Source organism: Candidatus Thiodiazotropha sp. LNASS1 (assembly GCF_964212655.1).
Classification (GTDB): Bacteria; Pseudomonadota; Gammaproteobacteria; order Chromatiales; family Chromatiaceae; genus Thiodiazotropha.
Genome location: NZ_OZ156465.1, coordinates 1,191,741 through 1,213,969, shown reverse-complemented (window position 1 = coordinate 1,213,969; position 22,229 = coordinate 1,191,741). Strand labels below are relative to the sequence as shown.

Sequence of the window (22,229 nt, the reverse complement as noted above, 5' to 3'; positions counted from 1 at the left end):
CCCCTCATCGCCGTCCCATATTGGTGACTGACATTCCGCATGCGTGGCTTTTCCACCCACTACCGCTCCCGGCGAGGCGGTGATAGCTGGAGTATGTAACTTTTAATGTAACCTGTACGGGCTTTTTATCTCCGTTCCTGTTATCTTTTAGGGTTTATTTCCCGGTTAATTTTTTTCCTTCATGATGAAAACCAGCGCCGACATACGTAAAGCTTTTCTGGACTATTTTGCCGATCGCGAACATGAGGTGGTCGCCAGCAGCCCCTTGGTACCACAGAATGATCCCACCCTGCTCTTTACCAATGCGGGCATGGTGCAGTTCAAGGATCTGTTTCTCGGTCGGGAAAAGCGCAACTACCAAAGAGCAGCGAGTTCTCAACGTTGTGTACGCGCAGGCGGAAAGCATAATGACCTAGAGAATGTCGGTTATACCGCTCGCCACCATACCTTCTTCGAAATGCTGGGAAATTTCAGTTTCGGAGACTACTTCAAACGCGACGCCATCAACTATGCCTGGGAGTTTCTCACTGAAACCACCGGCCTGCCGTCGGAAAAGCTGTGGGTGACCGTCTATGAAGAGGATGACGAAGCAGCAAAAATCTGGCTCGACGAGATCGGAATCGATCCCGCCCGTTTCACCAGAATCGGTGACAAGCCGGGGGGTAAGCGCTATGAGAGCGACAATTTCTGGTCAATGGGTGATAGCGGACCTTGCGGCCCCTGTTCGGAGATCTTTTTCGACCACGGAGAGGGTATATGGGGCGGTCCGCCCGGCACTGCGGAAGAGGAAGGTGATCGCTATATCGAGATCTGGAACCTGGTATTCATGCAATACAATCGTGATGCCGATGGCGTGTTGACACCACTACCCAAGCCGTCTGTGGATACGGGTATGGGACTGGAGCGTCTGGCTGCCGTCTTGCAGAACGTACACAGCAATTATGAAATCGATCTGTTCGCCCACCTCATTCAGGCCGCTGCAGAGTTGACCGGTTGCAGTAACCTGGAAGAGAAGTCCCTACGGGTCATCGCCGACCATATACGCTCCTGCGCCTTTCTCATCACCGATGGTGTCCTGCCGTCCAATGAAGGCCGTGGATATGTATTGCGGCGGATAATTCGCCGTGCCATTCGTCACGGCTATATGCTGGGCGTGAAGGAGCCGTTTTTCCACAAGCTTGTAGGTTGTTTGTGTGATGAGATGGGAGAGGCCTATCCCGAGTTGCTGTCGCAACGTGGCCAGGTAGAAAAGGTACTGCGCCTGGAGGAGGAGCGGTTTGCCCAGACCCTGGAACAGGGGATGAAGATTCTCGAAGAGACCATTGATGAGCTTGATGGCAAGGTTATACCCGGCGAACTTGTATTCAAGCTTTACGATACCTATGGGTTTCCCAGGGATCTGACTGCCGATATCGCCCGTGAGCGCGAACTGACCATCGATCAGTCAGGTTTCGACGAGGCTATGTCGGCACAACGAGAACGAGCCCAGGCCGCGAGTCAATTCGGCGTAGTGGCGGATGTCGACCTGGGGTTGGAAGAGGAGACCCGGTTTTCCGGTTATGATCACCTTGAGGATCAGGGGAGGGTCGTGGCTCTCCTGCGTGATGGCGAGTCGGTCAGTTCTCTGCAGCAGGGGGAGTCCGGCATGGTGTTTCTGGATAATACGTCATTCTATGCCGAATCCGGTGGTCAGGTGGGAGATCAAGGTGTCCTCGAAGGAGATGGCCTGCTGTTCGAAGTGGACGATACACAAAAACAGGGTGGTGAGCTCTTTGCTCACATCGGCAAGCTTGAGGAAGGCACCCTCACTGTTGGCGACAAGGTGACTGCACAGGTCAATGCCTATACCCGCCAGGCCACTGCGCTCAATCACTCGGCAACCCATCTGTTACACGCAGCGCTGCGCCGGGAACTGGGCGAGCATGTCACTCAGAAGGGTTCGCTGGTCGATGCGGACAGGCTTCGTTTCGATTTTTCCCATTTCGAACCCATTACTCGTGAACAATTGCAGACGATCGAGCAACTGGTGAATCTTCAGATACGCCACAATCACCTGGTTGCAACTCAACTCATGTCCCTGGATCAGGCAAAGGCATCCGGCGCCATGGCGCTCTTCGGCGAGAAGTATGCGGATCAGGTACGGGTGTTGAGCATGGGTGATTTTTCCACCGAGCTTTGCGGTGGAACCCACGTCAATGCGGTGGGGGATATCGGGCTTTTCAAGATTACCGCAGAGAGTGGCATTGCCGCCGGTGTACGCCGAATCGAAGCGATAACCGGTCAACGAGCTGTTGAATGGATGGAGGCGGACGAAGAGCGGGTGCAGCGGATCGCCGAAATGATCAAATCAGGGCGCGATGAGATCGAGGATAAGCTGGAGCAGATCCTGGTTCGCAACCGTAAACTGGAGAAGGAATTGGAGCAGCTGAAGGGGAAACTCGCCAGTGCCGCAGGCACTGATCTGGCAGCAGGCGCTGTTTCAGTGGGTGAGGTGAAGGTGCTTGCGGCCAACCTGGATGGTGCCGATGCCAAATCACTGCGCGAGACCATGGATCAGCTGAAAAACAAGCTTGGCACTGCGGTTATTCTGTTGGCTGCGACAGCAGGGGGCAAGGTTTCATTGGTGGCAGGTGTGACCAAGGATCTTACCGCGCAGATGAAGGCGGGGGATCTGGTGAAGCTGGCTGCAGAAAAGGTTGACGGCAAGGGTGGTGGAAGGCCTGATATGGCGCAGGCGGGAGGCAGTAATCCCGCTGCACTTCCACAGGCCCTGGAAATTGTCGAACCCTGGGTCAGGAAACAACTGGGCCTGGAATAAAAGTCTCAACGTTAAATCGGATTCAATATATGGTTCCGTTGTGGGCCGGTTTGGTGTTTAATGTGCAGCTTTTTTAGGCGCTTGGATATTTGGGGTTTAAAACTGTCATGGCAATGATTGTGCAGAAGTATGGCGGCACCTCTGTCGGCTCGATTGAGCGAATCATGGCCGTTGCGAACAAGGTCAGGGGATGCATAGACAGAGGTGATCAAGTTGTGGTGGTTGTCTCCGCAATGTCGGGTGAGACCAACCGGCTGATCTCACTCGCCGGAGAGATCGATAACGCACCTGATCCCAGGGAGATGGATGTATTGGTCTCCACAGGCGAGCAGGTCACGATCGCGCTGCTTTCCATGGCCTTGCACAAGGTTGGATGTCCTGCCCGTTCCTATACTGGTGGACAGGTGCACATTCTCACTGACAGCGCATACAGCAAGGCACGCATACGCGATATCGATGCCGCCCGTGTTCGTGCGGATCTTGAGGCGGGCCGGGTGGTTGTGGTCGCCGGCTTTCAGGGTGTCGATGAACACGGCAGCATAACCACACTTGGCCGAGGCGGATCGGATACGACGGCAGTTGCCATGGCCGCCGCCCTTAAGGCTGACGAGTGTCAGATCTATACCGATGTGGATGGTGTCTACACAACCGATCCCAGAGTTGAACCCAAGGCCAGGCGGCTGGAGCGCATCACCTTCGAAGAGATGCTGGAGATGGCCAGCCTCGGTTCCAAGGTGCTGCAGATACGCGCCGTCGAATTTGCAGGCAAATACAATGTTCCCCTACGTGTCCTGTCCAGCTTCGAAGAGGGCGATGGCACACTGATTACCTTTGAGGAAGAGAACATGGAACAGGCGAAGATTTCCGGTATTGCATTCAATCGCGACGAAGCGAAGCTGACCATTCTGGGGGTTCCGGATCAACCGGGTGTGGCATATAAGATAATTGGCCCAATATCGAGCCAGAATATCGAAGTCGACATGATAATTCAGAACATCTCTCACGATACCGGGCGCACGGATTTCACTTTCACCGTGAATCGGGTCGACTTTAAACGTGCCAGGGAGATTCTTCAGCAGACAGCCGATGAAATGGGTGCACGCGAAGTGTTGGCAGATGACAAGATCGTCAAGATCTCCCTGGTCGGTGTCGGTATGCGTTCCCATGCGGGGATCGCCAGCAAGATGTTTGAGGCACTTGCTGACGAAGGTATCAACATCCGTATGATATCCACATCTGAAATCAAGATTTCTGTGGTGGTCGATGAAAAATATCTCGAACTGGGTGTTCGGGCGCTGCACGAGGCATTTGAGCTGGAGAAAGAAGTACAATCCTAAAAATCGGGATTAAGAGCATTTAGGCCCTATAAACAGGTATTTTGAGTCGTATTTTCCCTTTTTTACCCATAGTCCAGTTGCTAAAATAGAGCTACCAGTCCCGTATTATACGGAGGCTTGGTTGGCAATGGCGGTGCTGAGATTGAATCGTTACAGAATCGAAGCCTGCCAAAAACTCAAGGAACAACATGGAGACTGGACATGTTAATACTTACTCGCCGTGTCGGCGAAACCCTGATGATTGGAGATGAGGTTACGGTTACTGTATTAGGTGTTAAAGGAAATCAAGTACGTATTGGTGTCAATGCGCCGCGTGATGTGACCGTACACCGGGAAGAGATCTACGAACGTATAAAAAGAGAGCAGTCGGAAGAGTCGTCCTAGAGGCGTCTGGTCTGAATAAAAACGACAAGCCTTAATCCCAATAAATAACTTTGCCATGGAAGGTAAAGTTTTTTTGTTTGTGGAAGAAGAAATCTGTACAATCTCAGCACCTTGAAGGATCAGGGGAACCAGGTCCCAAACCTTGAGACCGCCTCAATCCTGAAAAGATGTAAAAGTCACCCATACGGGTTTGACTGCATCCAAAATCAACTACACCCGGAGAGATGGCCGAGCGGCTGAAGGCGCTCCCCTGCTAAGGGAGTATGGGGTTAATAGCTCCATCGAGGGTTCGAATCCCTCTCTCTCCGCCAATTAAAAGGGGGCCCAACAGGGCCCCCTTTTAATTGGCGGAGAGAGAGGCTTTGATTAGAACCCTTCGTTCGACCAGGCGCGCAGCGCCGCAGGACACCGAGCGTAGCGAAGGTGCCCCGAAGGGGTGAGCCGAAGGCGAATCAATCCCTCCCACCAGCCGGCACCCAAGCTCAGGAGACCCTCAGCCCCCTTTTAATTGGCGGATAGGGAGGCTTTGATTAGAACCCTTCGTTCGACCAGGCGCGCAGCGCCGCAGGACACCGAGCGTAGCGAAGGTGCCCCGAAGGGGTGAGCCGAAGGCGAATCAATCCCTCCCACCAGCCGGCACCCAAGCTCAGGAGACCCTCAGCCCCCTTTTAATTGGCGGATAGGGAGGCTTTGATTAGAACCCTTCGTTCGACCAGACGCGAAGCGTCGCAGGACACATAAATATCTACCTACAAATGGCTAAATGGCCATACCCCCTAAGCTCAGCCAGGTGTGCATTTTCCACTGTCTTCCAGTGTCATATATCACTTTCTGTTTAAAATTAAAGGGTTATAGTTAATTTAGAGATACGTTTTTACCTGGTGCAGTAGTATCGAAGACAACAAGATTGTGAAAACAACCTAAATCGGTGGCCGATATGCTGAATGAGAACGGAAATCCTTATATACATACAGCCGATGATCTTGTCAGGCAGATCAAAATGGGTGCGGCGATCACTCATCGTAATCGCAAACGGGTCAAAGGCAGCATCCGGGAACTTGAGCGCTTGGCAGCAAATCTTCGTCGCGACGGTGATTGCAGCAGAGCAGATGTAATAGATCTGGAGATCATGGCGCTTTTGGACAAGAAAATCTGCAGAAAAATCATCAAACGGAGCAGAAAAGAACAGAAGCTGCTTCACCTGGGACCCAATTGAGGTTTGGTCACTGCTTTCATTAAGGTGGATTAACAGGATTGGACTAGGATATGCTTAATAAACCCCTTATAAATAGTAGGATTGGGGTTATGGATTAAGGTAACTATAAAAACCTGAACCCGGGATCGGGAGCGCATGCAAAAGGTACTAAGGAGCAGACTGGAGATAGGGCGGCTAGTTCGAATAGCCGCCATCTTCTTTGTCTGTATTTCCACCACAGCTCATAGTACAGATTCACTGATTCTCGGCATCCATCCCTATCGTTCCCATGATGAAATCCGTGAGATGTTCACGCCATTAGCGGAGTTTTTGAGCCAACGCATAGGGCAACCTGTCGAGGTGCGAATCGGGGAGTCCTATGAATCCCACATAAATGCAATTATTCAGGGGCAGTTGGATCTGGCATACATCGGTCCGGCGCTTCTCGTTCAATTAAAGGATATGGATTTTGTTCCATATCTGTTGGCTAGATTGGAGATCGACGGGAAATCCACATTTACCGGAAAGATTTTTACCAGAGAGGGGAGCGATATACGTACCCTTATGGACCTCAAAGGACGCCATTTCGCATTCGGCAGTTCATCCTCCACGATGAGTCATCTTGTACCTAGACAGGTGATATTTGAAGCGGGTATCGATGTCGAAGATTTCGCAAGTTATAATTTTTACAGTAGCCATGACAATGTTGCGCTAGCTGTGCTTGCTGGTGATGCCGATGCGGGCGCTGTAAAAGAGGCGGTGTTTGATAAATATCATCACAAAGGGATTGTCGCTATCGCTACTACACCTGAGATATCGGAACATCTCTTCATTGCTCCAGCCGATACAAATCCCGATAAGGTTAGGTTGCTGCGGCAGCAATTGCTCAGCCTATCCACCGACAGTCCTGAAACCAATCAGGTACTCTATCCCATCAAAAAAACTGCGACAGCCCTGGTTAGTGTTGAAGAGGATGATTATCAAAAACTCAGGGATGTAATTGCTGAATTACGAGCCAGGGGAGTGGTCAAGTGAGCAAGGATCAGCATGCGCCAACCCTGGTGTGGGTAGTGCTGGTGAGCATTATATTTTTCCTGGTTCTGGCACTGGCATCAGGGATTGTGTTAAGGAATGAGCATCACCAGCATGTGCAGTTCACTGAAGAACTGGCAAAGGGTCAAATGGAGATCATTGCTTCGATTGCAGAGGCAGAACTCCAGAAAGGCAATTATGAATCCTTATCCAAAATCATCAATCAATGGGCTGCCAAGTATAGCGAAGTCGATGAGATAAAGTTGGTATCACGAAACGGATTCATCATAGCGGGCTATGGTCCTGTTCAATCATCTGTACGACGGTATATTCTTGAACAGGATGTACCATACTCATACCGTGGCCTTGCAAAATTGACACTGGCCATCAGTCTCGAAGGCGCATACAAGCATACCCTGAAACAGGGGTTAAGGGTCGCAGTGGCGGTTTTTTCACTGACCGGTCTGTTTGCACTTCTAATCTATCTTTTCCTGACTCGCCGTCACAAGGCAAACCTGCTCTCTTTGATGGTTGAAGAGTTAAAGGATACAGAATCCCGAAATATACAACTGGCTGCCTATCCTCGTGAAAACCCAAATCCTATTATCGCATTCGATCTAAATGGGAAATTAACTTTTAAAAATCCAGCACTCAGAAGATTACTTGTCAGACTTAACATCACAGATCCAATCAGCATACTGCCGGACAGCCACAAAATGTTCATCGATCGTCTCGCTAACGGAGAGCGTCAGATATATGGAGAAAAAGAGATTGGTGAATTACATATGCTTGCGCATTATCAGATGATCGATGTTGCTGATGAGGTCTACGTCTATATCCAGGATATAACCGCTCAGCGGAAGGCAGAGAAGGAATTACGCAAGGAGCGCAATCAGGCTCATATAACCTTGGCGTCGATTGGTGACAGTGTGATTACTGTCAATATGGACGGATTGATCAGCTATCTGAACAATAAGGCGATGAAGCTGTTCAACACAGATGCTGAACAGGCAATTGGCCGGCATTTTTCTGACATGGTAAGGCTGGTGGATGATGGCGAGGAATGGGATATTGACAGCCTGTTAGCACAATGTCGCACCAGCAAACCAAATCAGATTGTCAACGAACAGGTCTCGCTGTTAACAGATGAGAGAGAAACGCTGCAGGTTCAGGTTACTGCGGCTCGGATCTTTAGCCAGGATATAGAGACTGATGGTGTGGTTATCGTATTGCGTGATATTACACGTGAATACCGACTGCAGGAAGAACTGCATCGTCAGGCAAATCATGACAGTCTCACCGATTTGATGAATCGCAGTGCATTTGAGACCCATCTGGAGAACGCTTTGGACTCGGCGCGACATCGGGGTCGCGAGCATATCCTGTGCTTCATGGATTTGGATCAATTCAAGGTGGTTAACGATACCTGTGGACACGTTGCAGGAGACGAGCTTTTGCGACAGCTGGGGCGCCTCATGCGCAAACATTTCAGAGGGAGTGATGTGCTGGCGCGGGTGGGAGGCGATGAATTCAGTGCAATATTGATCGACTGTCCGCTAGTGCAGGCCATAGAGCGAATCGATTCCTTGAGGGAGGACGTTCAACAGCACCATTTTTACTGGGAAAATCAAACTTTCAGGATCAGTCTCAGTATCGGCATCTCTCCTATAAATATGTATAGCGAGAATATCGCCAAGTTGATGAGTGCAGCGGATGCCGCTTGCTATTCAGCGAAGGATTCAGGCCGCAACCGTATAATAGTCTATGAAAAAGACAGCGTGACAACTAAACGCAGATTGGGAGAGATGCAATGGGTTTCACGCATTAACAGTGCAATGGATGAAGGGCGCCTGGTTCTCTATGCTCAGCCAATTGTAAAATTTGACAGTGATGAACAACTGATTGTTGCTGTAGAGGTTCTTATAAGGATGCGGACCGTCGATGGAGAACTGATACCACCCGGTGCTTTTCTGCCGGCTGCCGAAAGATATGATTTGATAGAGCGTGTCGATCATTGGGTTATTGAGGAAGTCATGCGACTGTTGGCAAATTGTAGCAGTAACTACCCAGACTGCTTTATCAATTTATCCGGTGGCACACTTAGTCATAGTCGAATTACACCATTGGTAAAGAAGCTATTGCAAAAGTATGGGATTAGGCCAGAAAAAATCACTTTTGAGGTTACCGAGACCGCAGCTATTCAAAATCTTTCGAGCGCTTTGAGAATGATACGTGAACTGCGTGAGTTGGGGTGTCGTTTCGCATTGGACGATTTTGGTTCCGGACTCTCCTCTTTCGGTTATTTAAAGAACTTACCCATTGATTTCTTGAAAATCGACGGCATGTTCATAAAAGATATGAATACAGACTCTCTTGACAGGGGAATGGTAGAGGCAATAAAAACGGTTGCGGACACAATGAGGTTGACGACCATAGCCGAATTCGTTGAAAATGACGCGATTATTGAGGAATTGCGCCGGGTGGGTATAGATCTTGGTCAGGGGTACGGTATAGCTAACCCTAAACCGTTCGATGATTTTATCTCAGAAACTGACGACAGTAACGTGATTTGGCTGTCGGCAAAAACCTGATTCATAGAATTCAAGCACTAAGGCTGTCTTGAGGATATTAAGGAGTACTGAGACGGATTTATTGCATCAATAAACAATGATCTCAGATACATTTTTAACGGGGATGCTCTCTGGCTGTTAGGATATCGCGATCAACCGGGATGCGACAATCATAATTAGTGGATTATTGGTTATATACAAACAGGAAACATACTTGTTTGAAGGGCTGTGTAATTAATATTACATGGGCTACCACGGATATAGGAACAGTATCGATGGATGAAGATGTCTATAGGACACCGAAATCGGATTTAACCAACCAAATAGAGAAAAAAGGATCTGCAGTAAAAGCTGTCTTTATCGCAACTGTCGTCGATGTTACGGCCACTATTTTTGTCGGAATTGTGATATCAATCGTTTACGGCATGATACTCGCATCAAATGGTGATTCCATTGAAGTTATAACTTCAAAGCTTTCCACCATGGAATTGACGTCCAAGTTCTCGTTGGTAGCCTTGGTATCCGGTTGTCTGATAACTACTTTTGCCGGGTATTTATGTGCAAAACTGGTTAATCATTCCGAGTACAAAATTGTAGCGGTATTTGCAATCATTGTAATTGCTTTCGGATTGGCCATGGGCTTGTCTTACTATTCGGTTGGTGAAAATATACTCTTGAGTTTATTGACGCTATGTTGTGTCTATTTGGGTGCATGGCTATATGTCAGTAGGAAAAAACGCCTCCTGCAACACTTGAATGATTCATAGATATCTATATTTAGTCTTGGGTTGTCATACGAACTGATTTATAGAAGGAAACCGCATTTTCTATATCTCTGACGATATGCGCCAGATGATCAAGTTTTGTGAGACGCATGATGCTTACTATTGGCTGGACAGATATAGACAGTTAAAGATTATCATCTTGATAGAGATCAATCGGATCCTGAACGGGCTCATCTTTTGCATGCTGGTGACGAGGTCCGAATTCTTTTTCCAACCGTTGTTCAATGAGATTGCGAATTCTATGGGTTATAGTATTGTCGAGTTCATCGTGTAGTATCTGGCTAATACGGTCAGTGGCTTCATCGATTGCACTATTCACCGCTTCGGAAACGATTAACCTCAGGTCATCCCCGAGTTGCTTGGCGATATCGTCCCGCATGGATAGCAGTTCTTCGTCATACTCAGGAATATCACTATCCTCTATATCGGCTTCTTCATCGCTGAATTCGATATACTCCGATTCAATTTCATCCATTGAAACCACATCTTCCAGTAGCGGAATGTCTGAATCCGGGTCGTGTGTTTTGTCGTCTGTGCTCATCTATTTTATGTCGTGCTTGTTGAGTGGATAGCCCCTGTCACGGTAGAAGCGAAAACGTTCCCGCCCGGCAGTTACGACCTGTGGCTCCTTGTCAACGATCTCTGCAACACGATCAAATCTGCTGAAAAAACTGGGTACAACACTCGCAAGATTGATCAGAACATCCTTTTCTTCACCACTCTCCTTATCATGGCTGATAATCACAGGTGTGGTCAAAGGATTACACTCTTTAGCCATTCCATGGGGTACGAAACTGCCCTGACGAAAGGTCCATAACAATCTATTCATATGTCTTGACTCTTCTTCTGACTCGGTATGAATAAAGATCCTACGTCCTTGATGATAGATCTTTTCACTCAGGCGGCAGGCCAGGGTAAAGCGATTTCCCATGGCACGTTCATCGAGTACATAAAAGTCGACTTGCGTCATGGTATCTCCGGCTGGCAACGGCTGAGTGCGATCGATGTATTTGGATAATAAGCCATAATTTATTTATGGTTAAACATCACAGGCCACAACGCTTTATGAGAAATTGGGTGAGTAGTCCCACAGGCCTGCCGGTGGCGCCTTTATTTGTACCACTACGCCAGGCGGTACCTGCAATATCCAGATGAGCCCACTTGAACTTTTTTGTGTAGCGGGAAAGGAAGCAGGCAGCTGTGATTGTACCCGCACCTTTGCCGCCGATATTCGCCATGTCGGCGAAATTACTGTCAAGTTGCTCCTGGTAATCATCCCACAAGGGTAATTGCCAGGCCCGGTCACCAGTATCGCTGCCGGCGCTCAACAGTTCGTTTGCCAGGGATTCATTATTGGACATTAATCCGGAGGCCTGGTTGCCCAGGGCCACGATGCATGCACCGGTAAGTGTGGCGATGTCAATTACTGCAGCGGGGTTGAAGCGTTCGCAATAGGTGAGGGCATCGCAGAGTATGAGGCGACCTTCGGCGTCGGTATTGAGTATCTCAATGGTTTGACCGGACATACTGGTCACGATATCGCCCGGCTTATTGGCATCTCCATCGGGAAGGTTTTCCGAGGCAGGCACGACACCAACCAGATTAATCGGTAAATCCATGGCGATAGCTGCCTTGACGACGCCAATGACCGTGGCGCCACCGCACATGTCATACTTCATTTCATCCATCGCCGCTGAGGGTTTGAGGGATATACCGCCTGCATCGAAGGTTAGTCCCTTTCCAACCAGTACAACGGGTTTTGCAGCGGGTTTTCCCCCCGAATACTCCATGATGATCATTTTTGCCGGCTGTCGACTGCCACGGGACACGGAGAGCAGGGCGCCCATGCCCAACTTGGCCATCTGCTTTTCATCCAGTATCCTCACTTTCAGGCGGCTGTCGTTGCGCCCCAGTTTTCGTGCCTGATCGGCGAGGTAGCCAGGAGTGCATATATTGCCCGGCAGGTTGGCCAGGTCTTTGGTCAATTCCATGCCATCGGCGATGGCTACTGCCTGATAGAGCGCCTTCTGCGCTGCTTTTAAGTGGCGCCGATCGTGCAGGAAGAGTGCGAGGCGCTTAAGCGGGCGTTGGTTTTTTTTGACTTCACTCTTGGTTTCGTTGAATTGATAGAGGCCGGACCCGGCGCTGATCACGGTCTCTCTGACTGCCTGAGGCAGCGAAAAATCCTCATTTACAAGTTCACTGAGACCCCAGACTGCCTCTATTGCATGTTTCTGGTTCAGACTCTTGACTGCGGCATTGACACATTTGGCGTACTGTTTTCTGCCGAAATCGCGTTGTTTACCCAGCCCGATTAAGAGGATTCGCTCTGCCTGGATACCGGGAAGGTCATAGAGTAATAACTGCTGTCCGCTCTCTCCATTCATATCACCGCGTTTGAGGATACGTTGCAGTGCACCCTTGCTGGACTTATCCAACTGCTGTGCCAAAGGTGAGAGTTGACGCTTGGAGAAGATGCCGACTACCAGGCAGGCAGTGTTAAGCTTGGCGGGATCTCCGGTTTTAATGCTGTATTCCATGGAGTGGATGGCCTTTCAGTTTTATGTTGCAGATCAATAAGTAGGATAGACAGCCGATGTAATGTTTTATATACACTATGGGTTATAAAAAGTCAGGATCACGACTCGGCAACGATTGACTCAAGTCTACCCAATCATAAGCTAATTAGGGCCTGTTAACACCTTGTGTGGTGTAATCTAAGTAGAATGAACAGGACACATAGAGAGCATCCCCTTATGCAGTTCTGGACAGGCACTTATCATTAAACATAAGCTTCGTCCCTGATCGATAGAGTTAACGCTGACCAGGATATGATATTTGATCACACTGATTGACCGCTACCTGCTGAGAGACTTGCTCAAGGCGCTGTTTGCGATTCTGCTGGTACTCGCCTTGATATTGCTTGGTAACAGTTTCATCAAATTACTGAAAGAGGTGGCTTCCGGAGATCTCAATAGCAATCTGCTTTTCCAGTTGCTCGGTTTGCAGATGGTGGTCTATATTCCACGCCTGATTCCACCAGCCTTTTTCTTTGCCGTACTGTATGTGATCGGCAGAATGTACCGTGATAGCGAGGTGGTTGCCCTGGCCGCCTGTGGCATCGGAGACTTTCGACTCTACCGCTCCCTGATTTTCGTGGTGACACCGATCGCGTTGTTGACGGGCTGGTTGTCGCTCTATGTTCAACCCTGGGCGAGCCGCCTCAGTGCGGAGCTGATCAGCATGCAGCGTGGACAGGCCACTGAATTGGCCGGAATAAGTGCTGGGCGCTTCAATGAATACAGTCGGGGCGACCTTGTGCTCTATGTGGAGTCGATCGCAAGTGAGAAAAGGCGGATGCGTAATGTCTTCGTGCAACAGCGCAAAGCGGGTGTTCTCAGCCTGGTGACGGCAAGGCAGGGATATCAATATGTCGATGAGGAGTCGGCTGAACGCTACCTGGTATTGGAGGATGGTGTCAGATATGAAGGTTCACCTGGGGAGGCGGACTATCGGATCAGCGAATTTGAACGTTATGGCTTGCGTATCAAGGGGGCCGAAGGAGTGGTCGCCAAGATCAACCGCAAATCCCTTTCGAATGAAGCGCTATTGAACTCCAAGTCGATCAGGGATCGAGCTGAATTCCAGGTCAGATTCGCACAAGTACTCGGTCTATTGGTGTTTGCACTGCTCAGCCTGCCTCTCAGCCGTTCCATGCCCCGCCAAGGTCCTTTTGGCCGCTTGGTGTTGGCCTTTATCCTCTACACACTCTACCTGAGCCTGCAGGGGGTGGCGGAGAATTGGATGATCGATGGCACGACAGCGGAGTGGCTGGGAATCTGGTGGGTGCATTTAATGCTGGCGCTGATCGGGCTATCGCTGCTGATTCCCGATTCTCACCACTATCGCAGGATGCAGCGGAAATTATTGAGAGGCGGGGCATGATCACTCTCTTTGACAGATATATCGGCAGAACAGTATTGGTCGGGATCGTCGGTGTACTGGCGCTACTGCTGGTGCTGATAGGATTTTTTGAATTAGTCGCCGAACTGGAAGAGGTGGAACGGGGATATACCACATCGATGGCATACACCTATGTGCTGTTGGGCATGCCACGATACTGTTACGAACTCTTTCCGTTGGCGACCCTGCTCGGGAGCCTGATCGGATTGGGATTGCTGGCGGGTAATTCGGAACTCCTGGCCATGCGGGCGGCCGGTATCTCGATTGCCAGGATTGTATTATCGGTGTTGAAGACAGGGCTTTTGGTGTTGGCGGTTGTAGTGATGATTGGCGAATATCTGGCCCCCGAAGCGGAACAACAGGCACAACGTATGAAGAATGAGGCTTTGTCCGGACAGATCAGCCTAAAGACCCGCTACGGATTTTGGTCCCGTGACGGCAACACATTCATCAATATCAGACAGATTCTCCCGGATTCCCAATTGGCGGATATATCGATCTATGAATATGGTGAGGATTCCCGCCTTCTCCGGGCGATACATGCGGATCGGGCCAGCTATCAGTCAGATGGTTGGATTATAGAGGATGTGAAACAGACGGATTTCACTGAAGCCGGTATATCGGTAACTGCGAAATCCCGTCAATCCTGGCATGCAGAGTTGGATCCTTCCGCACTCGATGTGCTGACAGTGAAACCACACATGCTGGCTGCCTGGGATCTGTGGCGATATATCGATTATCTGCAGAAGAACGGTCAGGCATCGATCAATTATGAAGTGGCGTTCTGGGGCAAGCTGACCACCCCGTTGGTGACTATGGTGATGTTGTTTTTAAGTATCCCCTTCGTGTTCGGTTCTCTGCGCAGCGTTGGGGTGGGACAACGCATATTTGTCGGTGCCATGCTGGGTATTGTCTTTTATCTTTTGAACAGGGCCTTCTCCTACATGGCGGTGGTCTATTCTCTGAATGGGGTGTTTGCCGCATTCTTTCCTCTGCTGCTATTTCTAGTATTGGCGGTTTGGATGCTGCGGCGTGTACATTGAGCTGACAGCCCGACAACAGGTTCGGAATTTGAAGATGGGATATGAGAGACGCAGCTGAACGCCGCGGATCACGTCCTTCAGTGCCAGCGCAAGGTAAGTTGGATGCCGAGATAGTCTTTTACCATAGGATCTGTGTGAGCCCTGTGGGGATCTCTCCAGTTCGGTTGCAAAGACTCAATGAGATTTGGACTCTGGTAAAAGGTGCGCAACGCCAACTCGCTCTCAACCCCGACGCCAAACAGACTATCCACCATGGTATTCAAGGTACCAAGGGGATCGGTGGCGATAAGAATGGTTTTGTCCCAGGTGCTGAATGTTGATTGTTGTTTGATCTCGCGACGGGTCTCCTCAAAATACCAACCCAGCAAGGCGCCCATGGTTGGGGTAAAAATGACATCCTGCACGGAAACGGGTTCAAACAGTGCCTCAAGTCCGAACTCATAGATTGAAGACAGGGTAAAGGAAAACCAGAAAGCTCCTGTTTCCGACAATCCCCGCTCCCTGCCACGGGTATAATAGGTCATACCCCAATAGGGATGCAGTATGTAGTTGATATACCACTCGTCGGGATCCCAACGGGGCTGAGAGACGTTGTCCCACCACTTTTCGAAGGTATATTCCTCTTTTTGCTCTTCAGTCCATGCGGAAATATCTTCCGGCATGACGTACAGCAGTCCCACAATAAAAAATTGGTAACCGAAAAAATAGGCGGCATCACGCCTCAAACCGGGATAGTCCACAGGACTGTCGTCATTGAGCTCCCTGCCAAAGCCGTAGGGCCTATCCTGCTGTGTGAAGGGGGCTGAGGATTCCTGTAGCTCGAATATGCCAGGGTAACGTTCAGGGAACTGTTGCGGCAAGGTTGCTTGTACCGATGCCAACTCATAGAACGAAACCGGGCTGACAGGTAGCCAATCACTGGATTGTGCATGACTCATCAGCGGTAGCAGCATGAGACAACTCAGGAGCCATCCCATCGGATGCCTTATCTGAGTGTCGATATGTTTCGTTTCTTTGGTCATAGGCAGATATCGGTAGCCTGGTGTGGGCTATGGCGACAGATGAGTCTGATTCTTCAACTTCGGATAGTGAGTGAGACAGTGATCGCCGGCCGCGATTATAGCGGATCATCAATCAGGAACCACCATTTTCGTGTGATTTCTAGCATCGGTGAGCGATCATGACATTCAAGGTATGGGTATGGATAGTGTTGCAGAGACAAAAAAACATTAGGGTAGGCAGTGTTAAATGAAAAGAAAACAGATAGTTATGGTTTCTTTATGTCATCTTCGTTGGTTTTACGCAGATTTTCGAGATTGTCGAGCACGCGTTGGGCGCGCTGTATCTTCTCCCGTGCCCGCAGATCCGTAGGATCCAGTGTCAGGGCTGCCCGCCAGGTCGCCTTGGCACTCTCTATCTCGCCGTCCCGGTAGAGCCGGTCACCTGCCAGTAACAGATTTTCTATATATTTCTTTAATGTTCGGTTGACGTCGGCGAGTAATTTTTTCGCTGTCTCGTTCTTGGGTGATTCCTTCAACACGCGCTTGAGCGCACGCCTGGCTTCCTTGAGTTGCCCGCTCTCAACAAGTCGCTGGGCCTCTGTCAGGTTTTTATCGATACGTTTTTTCCACTTCTGCTCTCGATTGGTCTGCTCTTTTTTTGCAACCTCTTTTTTGTACTGGATCTGCTCCTTGAGCAGATGCTCCATGAGATTTTGGTCGGCCTTGTCCTGTTTCAGCGACAGGGCGAGTGTCAGGCAATCCTTGGAGAGGGCATTGTTTCGCTTAAAATGGCGCCATGCGCACTCTGACAGAGACTTTTGCATGCTGAGCAGGGTTTCCCGGGTCTCTTGCAAAAGCGTGGCGTAGTGCGGTTTATCGGGACTGGCCTGGCTCAGTTTGGTAAGAATCGGCAGCTGATTCTTCAATGCTGAAGTATTGCTGATGAGCAATTGATCGTTCAGTTCCTCTTCCAGTGTCTTTTGCTGGGTTCTGAAACTTTCGAGCTCTTTCGAATACGCTGTGCTCAGATTCCTGTTGGTACTGGCACGGTCAAGAAGGCTGATAGCCTCGCCATAACGCCCCTTGGCCGCCAGCTGCCGGCTCTTGTCCAGTGCATTCTCTTCAACGGGAGCGGGCGTGGTTTTTTTGCTTTCTATCAATTGGCAGCCCGCAAGCATCGATAACAAAAGATAGGCTGCGAAAAGTTTGAAAGGTTGTTTCATCTAACCTGTTTTTTCAATATGTAGGCCATGGTACGCATCAACCATTGACCGAATTCCCGCGACGGTGTTCCCGCAATATAGGGTGTGACGAGATTTTTTTTGCCACGTATCTTCAGCGTGGGCTGTTTGTGCAGTTCAACCATATCGGATACGCCTGGAAATGCCGCCGTCACTTGACTCATCATGATCCCGTCAACAGGTGCTGCACCGCATAGGCGGGAGGCGAGATTAACCGTATCGCCTACCACAGTATATTCCAGTCGGTCGGGTATTCCGATATTACCGGCCAGCATTGTACCGCTGTTTATGCCGATCCGAAGCATGATCGGTTCCTTGCCTGCCTTACGACGCTTTTTATTGATATGACGCACCATGGCTTGAATCAGCCAGGCACACCGGATTGCCTGCTGGCCGTGCTCCTTATCCGCTTCGGGAACACCAAACAGGATCATGGCGCTGTCGCCGATAAATTTATCCACAACACCGCGACAGCGGTGAGCGGAGTCGGCAATGGCGCCCAGATAGAGGTTCAGCAGGGAAGCCACCTCATCGGCGGGAAGATCCTCCGAGAGCCGGGTGAAACCTACTATGTCACAGAACAGGATACTGCCTTCCATCTCCTGATTGGCGAGGCGCGGTTGCGACAGGTTTGAGAGGATTTTCTCGGCAACCACGGGTGATACATAACGTGACAGGGCATCTTCGACCTGGCGCTTTTCCAGAAGTCCCGCGCTCATACGGTCAAAATGGGCATACACCTGACCGATCTCGTCATGGCGGTCGGTCTCCATCGGGCTGACCAGCAGACCCGCCTCAGGTTGCTGTCCTGCCTGGGCGAGCAGGGTGATAGGCCTGCTCAAGCGCTTGCTCAGGACATAGGAGAGTATGGCTGCAATCAGTATCAATCCAAATGTGGCATAACCGATGATACCTATGGTGCGCTGCTGATTCCGATCAAGGAACTGCCGATCCAATGTGATCATCGCATGGCCGGCGATGACATCGCGAAATTTGATGGTGCTGAAAAAAGTGATTGCCGGATGCCGGATATTCCCTTCATCGCGCCAGGACCAGATCATCGGTAACAGCTCTTCGGAGCCGGGGAGCTGGTGGGGCACATTGCCGGATGTGATCCATGGTTTTTCACTCGGCACGATCGCTGCGCCGACCACCTTATCATTTTGTGTCTGTCGGCTTACGAGTCCCTGCAGATTGAATTGGTCATCCGCCAGCAAAGGTTCGCTGGCGGAGTGGGCAAGTTGTTCAACCAGGACCTCTCCGAAGCCCTTGACTTCGCGCATATGGAAGCTGGTTTGTTGGGTGATGAGAAACCAGCCGAGAACACCCATAACCATCGTGATCAGTGTCCCGATGTAGATCGTCCATTTGATGGCGATGGGAACAGGTGCCTTCCTAAACAGTCTTACAAACCAGTTAATCACAGATATAGTCTTACAAATCAGTTGGATATGAATGTTGTTGTGTATTCTAAGTTAAATAGTATATTCCTGCTTGACGGATCAGTGTGAGCGACCGCTACAGTTATCGTAAAGCTTACACGGGATTGTTCCTGCCATGCCAGGATCTGGGCAAGACCGGGTGTTACTCGTTTGTAACCTTGGCGGCCCGGTTGATATGTTGTAAAAGCCTGGCGGAGATCTCCTCGATGGACATGGATGTGGTATCCAAATAGGGGATTGTATAGTGCTTATAGAGATCCTCAGCAAGCTTTATCTCCATTTTACACTGTTCCAGCGATGAGTAGCGGCGGTCTGGCCGCCGCTCCTGCCGAATGCGTTGCAATTGGTGTGGATCGATGGTCAGCCCATAGAGCTTGTCCCGGTAAGAATTCAACACATTTGGCAACAGATCATTCTCAAGATCATCTTCCGTGAGGGGGTAGTTTGCCGCCAGAACACTGTGCTGCAACCCGAGAAAAAGACAGGTGGGGGTCTTGCCGACACGGGATACCCCAATCAGGATCAGATCGGCGGTTGTGTAGTTCCTGGTGACTGCCCCGTCATCATTGCTCAGGGCGAAATTTACCGCATGGATGCGCTGATCGTAGGCACGGTTGTTGTCAGTCGTATGAAAACGACCCAAGGCATGGGAGGAGGGTAGTTGCAACTCCTCCTCCAGACGGGCAGTGAATGTCTCGAAAAAGTCCATTACCGGAACATCCAACTGCTTGAAATAGTCACGGATCTGGGGATCCACCAGGGTGGTGAAGACAATCGGCTTCTGTTCGGACTCGATAGTCGTCTGATTGATTCGCTCCGCCACCCGCCTGGCCTTGTCGAGACTATCGATAAAAGGCCAATGCACAGTTTCGTAGGTAAATCCGTCGAATTGACTCAGCAGCGATCGTCCCATGGCTTCGACTGTGATGCCGGTATGGTCGGCAAGAAAGAAGATGGTACGCTTCATACGCTGGGCTGCAGGATTTTATTGCTGTAGGCGATTTGATCGGATGAGTCGGGTACCGCCAAAAGCGGCACCCGGGCTGTTCGATCAGCTTTCCAGGCCGGCCAGCAGACGCCAGGTATCGATTACCGTATCCGGATTCAGGGAGACGCTTTGGATACCTCGCTCAACCAGCCATTCGGCAAGATCAGGGTAGTCGGACGGGCCCTGTCCGCAGATGCCGACATATTTTCCTGCCGTATTGCAGGCCTGAATGGCCATATCGAGCATCCGCTTAACCGCGGGGTCCCGCTCGTCAAAGCTCTTGGCGACCAAGCCGGAATCCCGGTCCAATCCAAGGGTCAACTGGGTCATATCGTTTGAACCGATGGAGAAGCCGTCGAAAAATTTCAGAAACTCTTCGGCCTGAACGGCGTTTGAGGGCAGTTCGCACATCATGATGACCCGTAAACCGTTTTCACCCCGCTTAAGGCCGTTCTCCTCCAACAGTCTGATGACAGCGGCTGCCTCCTCCAGGGTGCGTACAAAGGGGATCATGATCTCCACATTCTCGAATCCCATCTCTTCCCGTACCCGTTTCAGGGCACGGCATTCCAGCTCGAAGCAGGGTCTGAAACTCTCTGAAATATAGCGGGAGGCTCCGCGAAAACCGATCATCGGATTCTCCTCTTGGGGTTCATAGAGTTTGCCTCCGATCAGGTTTGCGTATTCGTTCGATTTGAAATCGGACATGCGCACGATGACCGGTTTACCGTTGAAGGCGGCAGCCAGGGTGGAGATACCTTCAACCAGTTTCTCCACATAGAAATCGACCGGGGCCGGATAACCGTCGACCTGTTTCTGAACTTTGGCTTTGATATCGCTGGGCAGATTGTCAAACTCCATCAGTGCCCGGGGATGTACACCGATGGTGGTGTTGATGATGAACTCCAGGCGCGCCAGACCGATACCGGCATTGGGAATACGGCTGAAGGCGAAGGCTCGACTCGGATTGGCCACATTCATCATGATCTTGGCGGGCGGTTCGGGAAGGGAGGTGACGTCGCCGCGGCTGATTGAGAATTTCAGCAAACCTTGATAGATAAAACCGTCATCGCCCTCGGCGCAGGATACCGTGACATCCAGGCCCTCTTGCAGGGTTTCGGTAGCATTGTTGCAACCCACTACCGCTGGGATACCCAGTTCGCGGGCGATAATCGCAGCATGACAGGTTCGGCCGCCCCGGTTGGTGACGATGGCGGAGGCCCGTTTCATTACCGGCTCCCAATCAGGGTCGGTCATGTCGGTGATCAATACATCACCGGGCTCGACCTTGGCCATTTCACTGGCATCATGGATGATCTTCGCCACGCCGACACCGATGCGTTGACCGATGGCGCGGCCCTGGGCCAGGACCTTGCCTTTCTCTTCCAACTTGAATCGTTCCACCGTGGAGGCGTTGACCCGGCTCTCCACCGTCTCCGGTCTTGCCTGCAGGATATAGAGTTGACCGTCACTGCCATCCAGGCCCCACTCGATGTCCATTGGACGCTGATAGTGTTTTTCGATGGTGATCGCCATCTGCGCCAGACTTTCCACCTGTTCGTCTGTGAGAGAGAACTGCCGACGTTGCTGTTCCGGTACATCGACGGTGACCACCCGCTCTTCATCCGCCTGACCGTATATCATTTTGATCGCCTTACCGCCCAGATTGCGTCGCAGGATGGCCGGGCGTCCCGCTTCCACGTTGCCCTTGTGGACGTAGAACTCATCCGGATTCACCGAGCCCTGTACCACCGTCTCACCCAAGCCGTAGGAACTGGTGATAAAGACGGCATCCTTGAAGCCGGACTCGGTGTCCAGGGTAAACATAACCCCGGACGAGCCGATATCGGAACGCACCATGCGCTGAATACCTGCGGAGAGAGCCACATCTTCATGGGCAAAACCCTGATGTACCCGATAGGAGATCGCCCGATCGTTGTAGAGGGAGGCGAAGACCTCCTTGATGGCGATCATCACGGCATCCAATCCCTGCACATTGAGGAAGGTCTCCTGCTGGCCGGCGAATGAGGCATCCGGCAGGTCTTCGGCGGTTGCCGAGGAACGGACAGCGACAGACGGGGGAGTATCCGTGTCGCCAGTGAGCTGTTTGTAGGCCTCGGTTACCGCGGCCTCCAGGACTTCAGGGAAGGGGGATTCAACCACCCATTGGCGAATCGTCTTGCCTGCCTCGGCCAAAGCGGTTACATCCTCCACATCGAGGGCTTTCAATAATGGATCAATCCGTTCCGCAAGGTGATTGTGACGCAGAAATTCTCGAAATGCATGAGCTGTTGTAGCAAAACCGCCCGGAACGCTGACACCCGCATCGGCGAGGCCGCTGATCATCTCACCCAAGGACGCGTTCTTTCCTCCGACCTGATCCACATCCTGCATTTTCAGATGTTCGAACCAGACGATTTGCCCATTCAC

The 22,229-nt window shown here is 50.8% G+C and carries 17 protein-coding genes and 1 tRNA gene; 10 read left to right on the top strand and 8 right to left on the bottom strand.

What is annotated here, in order from left to right; all coding sequences use genetic code 11:
• The first annotated feature begins 184 nt into the window (after window positions 1-184).
• The 8 genes from alaS to AB8516_RS05185 all read left to right on the top strand — a co-directional run bounded on the left by alaS (window position 185) and on the right by AB8516_RS05185 (window position 10,103).
• Window positions 185-2,818 (top strand): alanine--tRNA ligase, encoded by a 2,634-nt coding sequence (alaS, locus tag AB8516_RS05220; protein WP_369163234.1) that lies wholly within the window; start codon window positions 185-187, stop codon window positions 2,816-2,818.
• A gap of 107 nt (window positions 2,819-2,925) precedes the next feature.
• A complete protein-coding gene (locus AB8516_RS05215) occupies window positions 2,926-4,155 on the top strand; it encodes an aspartate kinase (RefSeq protein ID WP_369158734.1) in 1,230 nt (409 codons plus the stop codon).
• A 201-nt stretch (window positions 4,156-4,356) separates the two neighbouring features.
• Window positions 4,357-4,539, top strand: coding sequence for a carbon storage regulator CsrA (gene csrA / locus AB8516_RS05210; protein ID WP_069126133.1), 183 nt, complete (start codon window positions 4,357-4,359; stop codon window positions 4,537-4,539).
• A gap of 218 nt (window positions 4,540-4,757) precedes the next feature.
• Window positions 4,758-4,850, top strand: a tRNA-Ser gene (locus AB8516_RS05205).
• 626 nt (window positions 4,851-5,476) lie between these two features.
• Window positions 5,477-5,755, top strand: a complete 279-nt coding sequence (locus AB8516_RS05200; protein ID WP_369158731.1) for a hypothetical protein — start codon at window positions 5,477-5,479, stop codon at window positions 5,753-5,755.
• 135 nt (window positions 5,756-5,890) lie between these two features.
• Complete coding sequence (gene phnD, locus AB8516_RS05195; RefSeq protein WP_369158729.1) at window positions 5,891-6,769, top strand: phosphate/phosphite/phosphonate ABC transporter substrate-binding protein; 879 nt, start codon at window positions 5,891-5,893, stop codon at window positions 6,767-6,769.
• A gap of 146 nt (window positions 6,770-6,915) precedes the next feature.
• On the top strand, window positions 6,916-9,357 hold the full coding sequence (locus tag AB8516_RS05190) for an EAL domain-containing protein (RefSeq protein WP_369158727.1): 2,442 nt from the start codon (window positions 6,916-6,918) through the stop codon (window positions 9,355-9,357).
• A 254-nt stretch (window positions 9,358-9,611) separates the two neighbouring features.
• Window positions 9,612-10,103 carry a hypothetical protein gene (locus AB8516_RS05185; protein ID WP_369158725.1) on the top strand — a complete coding sequence of 164 codons (492 nt, stop codon included), beginning with the start codon at window positions 9,612-9,614 and terminating at the stop codon, window positions 10,101-10,103.
• A 142-nt stretch (window positions 10,104-10,245) separates the two neighbouring features.
• On the opposite strand, the gene AB8516_RS05180 is transcribed toward AB8516_RS05185, so the two are convergent.
• From AB8516_RS05180 to AB8516_RS05170, 3 genes are all read right to left on the bottom strand, one after another.
• On the bottom strand, window positions 10,246-10,662 hold the full coding sequence (locus AB8516_RS05180; protein ID WP_369158723.1) for a hypothetical protein: 417 nt from the start codon (window positions 10,660-10,662) through the stop codon (window positions 10,246-10,248).
• Window positions 10,663-11,091, bottom strand: a complete 429-nt coding sequence (locus AB8516_RS05175) for a DNA polymerase III subunit chi (protein WP_108293701.1) — start codon at window positions 11,089-11,091, stop codon at window positions 10,663-10,665.
• Window positions 11,092-11,167: 76 nt separating this feature from the next.
• Entirely contained in the window at window positions 11,168-12,661 is a 1,494-nt protein-coding gene (locus AB8516_RS05170; protein WP_369158721.1) for a leucyl aminopeptidase, read from the bottom strand.
• A 298-nt stretch (window positions 12,662-12,959) separates the two neighbouring features.
• Between AB8516_RS05170 and lptF the strand changes: the two genes are divergently transcribed.
• Window positions 12,960-14,066 carry an LPS export ABC transporter permease LptF gene (gene lptF / locus AB8516_RS05165; RefSeq protein WP_369158719.1) on the top strand — a complete coding sequence of 369 codons (1,107 nt, stop codon included), beginning with the start codon at window positions 12,960-12,962 and terminating at the stop codon, window positions 14,064-14,066.
• Window positions 14,063-15,127: an LPS export ABC transporter permease LptG gene (gene lptG / locus AB8516_RS05160; RefSeq protein ID WP_369158717.1), complete on the top strand. Its 1,065-nt coding sequence runs from the start codon at window positions 14,063-14,065 to the stop codon at window positions 15,125-15,127. The genes lptF and lptG overlap by 4 nt, the downstream gene beginning before the upstream one ends.
• A 77-nt stretch (window positions 15,128-15,204) precedes the next feature.
• Here the strand turns inward: lptG and AB8516_RS05155 are convergent, their stop codons facing one another.
• The 5 genes from AB8516_RS05155 to ppsA form a co-directional block, all read right to left on the bottom strand.
• The gene (locus AB8516_RS05155) at window positions 15,205-16,149 is read right to left on the bottom strand and encodes a DUF3943 domain-containing protein (protein WP_369158715.1); all 945 of its coding nucleotides are present in this window, start codon (window positions 16,147-16,149) and stop codon (window positions 15,205-15,207) included.
• A 245-nt stretch (window positions 16,150-16,394) separates the two neighbouring features.
• Complete coding sequence (locus AB8516_RS05150) at window positions 16,395-17,351, bottom strand: tetratricopeptide repeat protein (protein WP_369158713.1); 957 nt, start codon at window positions 17,349-17,351, stop codon at window positions 16,395-16,397.
• A complete protein-coding gene (locus tag AB8516_RS05145) occupies window positions 17,348-18,793 on the bottom strand; it encodes an adenylate/guanylate cyclase domain-containing protein (protein ID WP_369158711.1) in 1,446 nt (481 codons plus the stop codon). The genes AB8516_RS05150 and AB8516_RS05145 overlap by 4 nt, the downstream gene beginning before the upstream one ends.
• A gap of 160 nt (window positions 18,794-18,953) precedes the next feature.
• A complete protein-coding gene (locus tag AB8516_RS05140) occupies window positions 18,954-19,778 on the bottom strand; it encodes a pyruvate, water dikinase regulatory protein (protein ID WP_369158709.1) in 825 nt (274 codons plus the stop codon).
• A gap of 84 nt (window positions 19,779-19,862) precedes the next feature.
• Complete coding sequence (gene ppsA / locus AB8516_RS05135; protein WP_369163233.1) at window positions 19,863-22,229, bottom strand: phosphoenolpyruvate synthase; 2,367 nt, start codon at window positions 22,227-22,229, stop codon at window positions 19,863-19,865.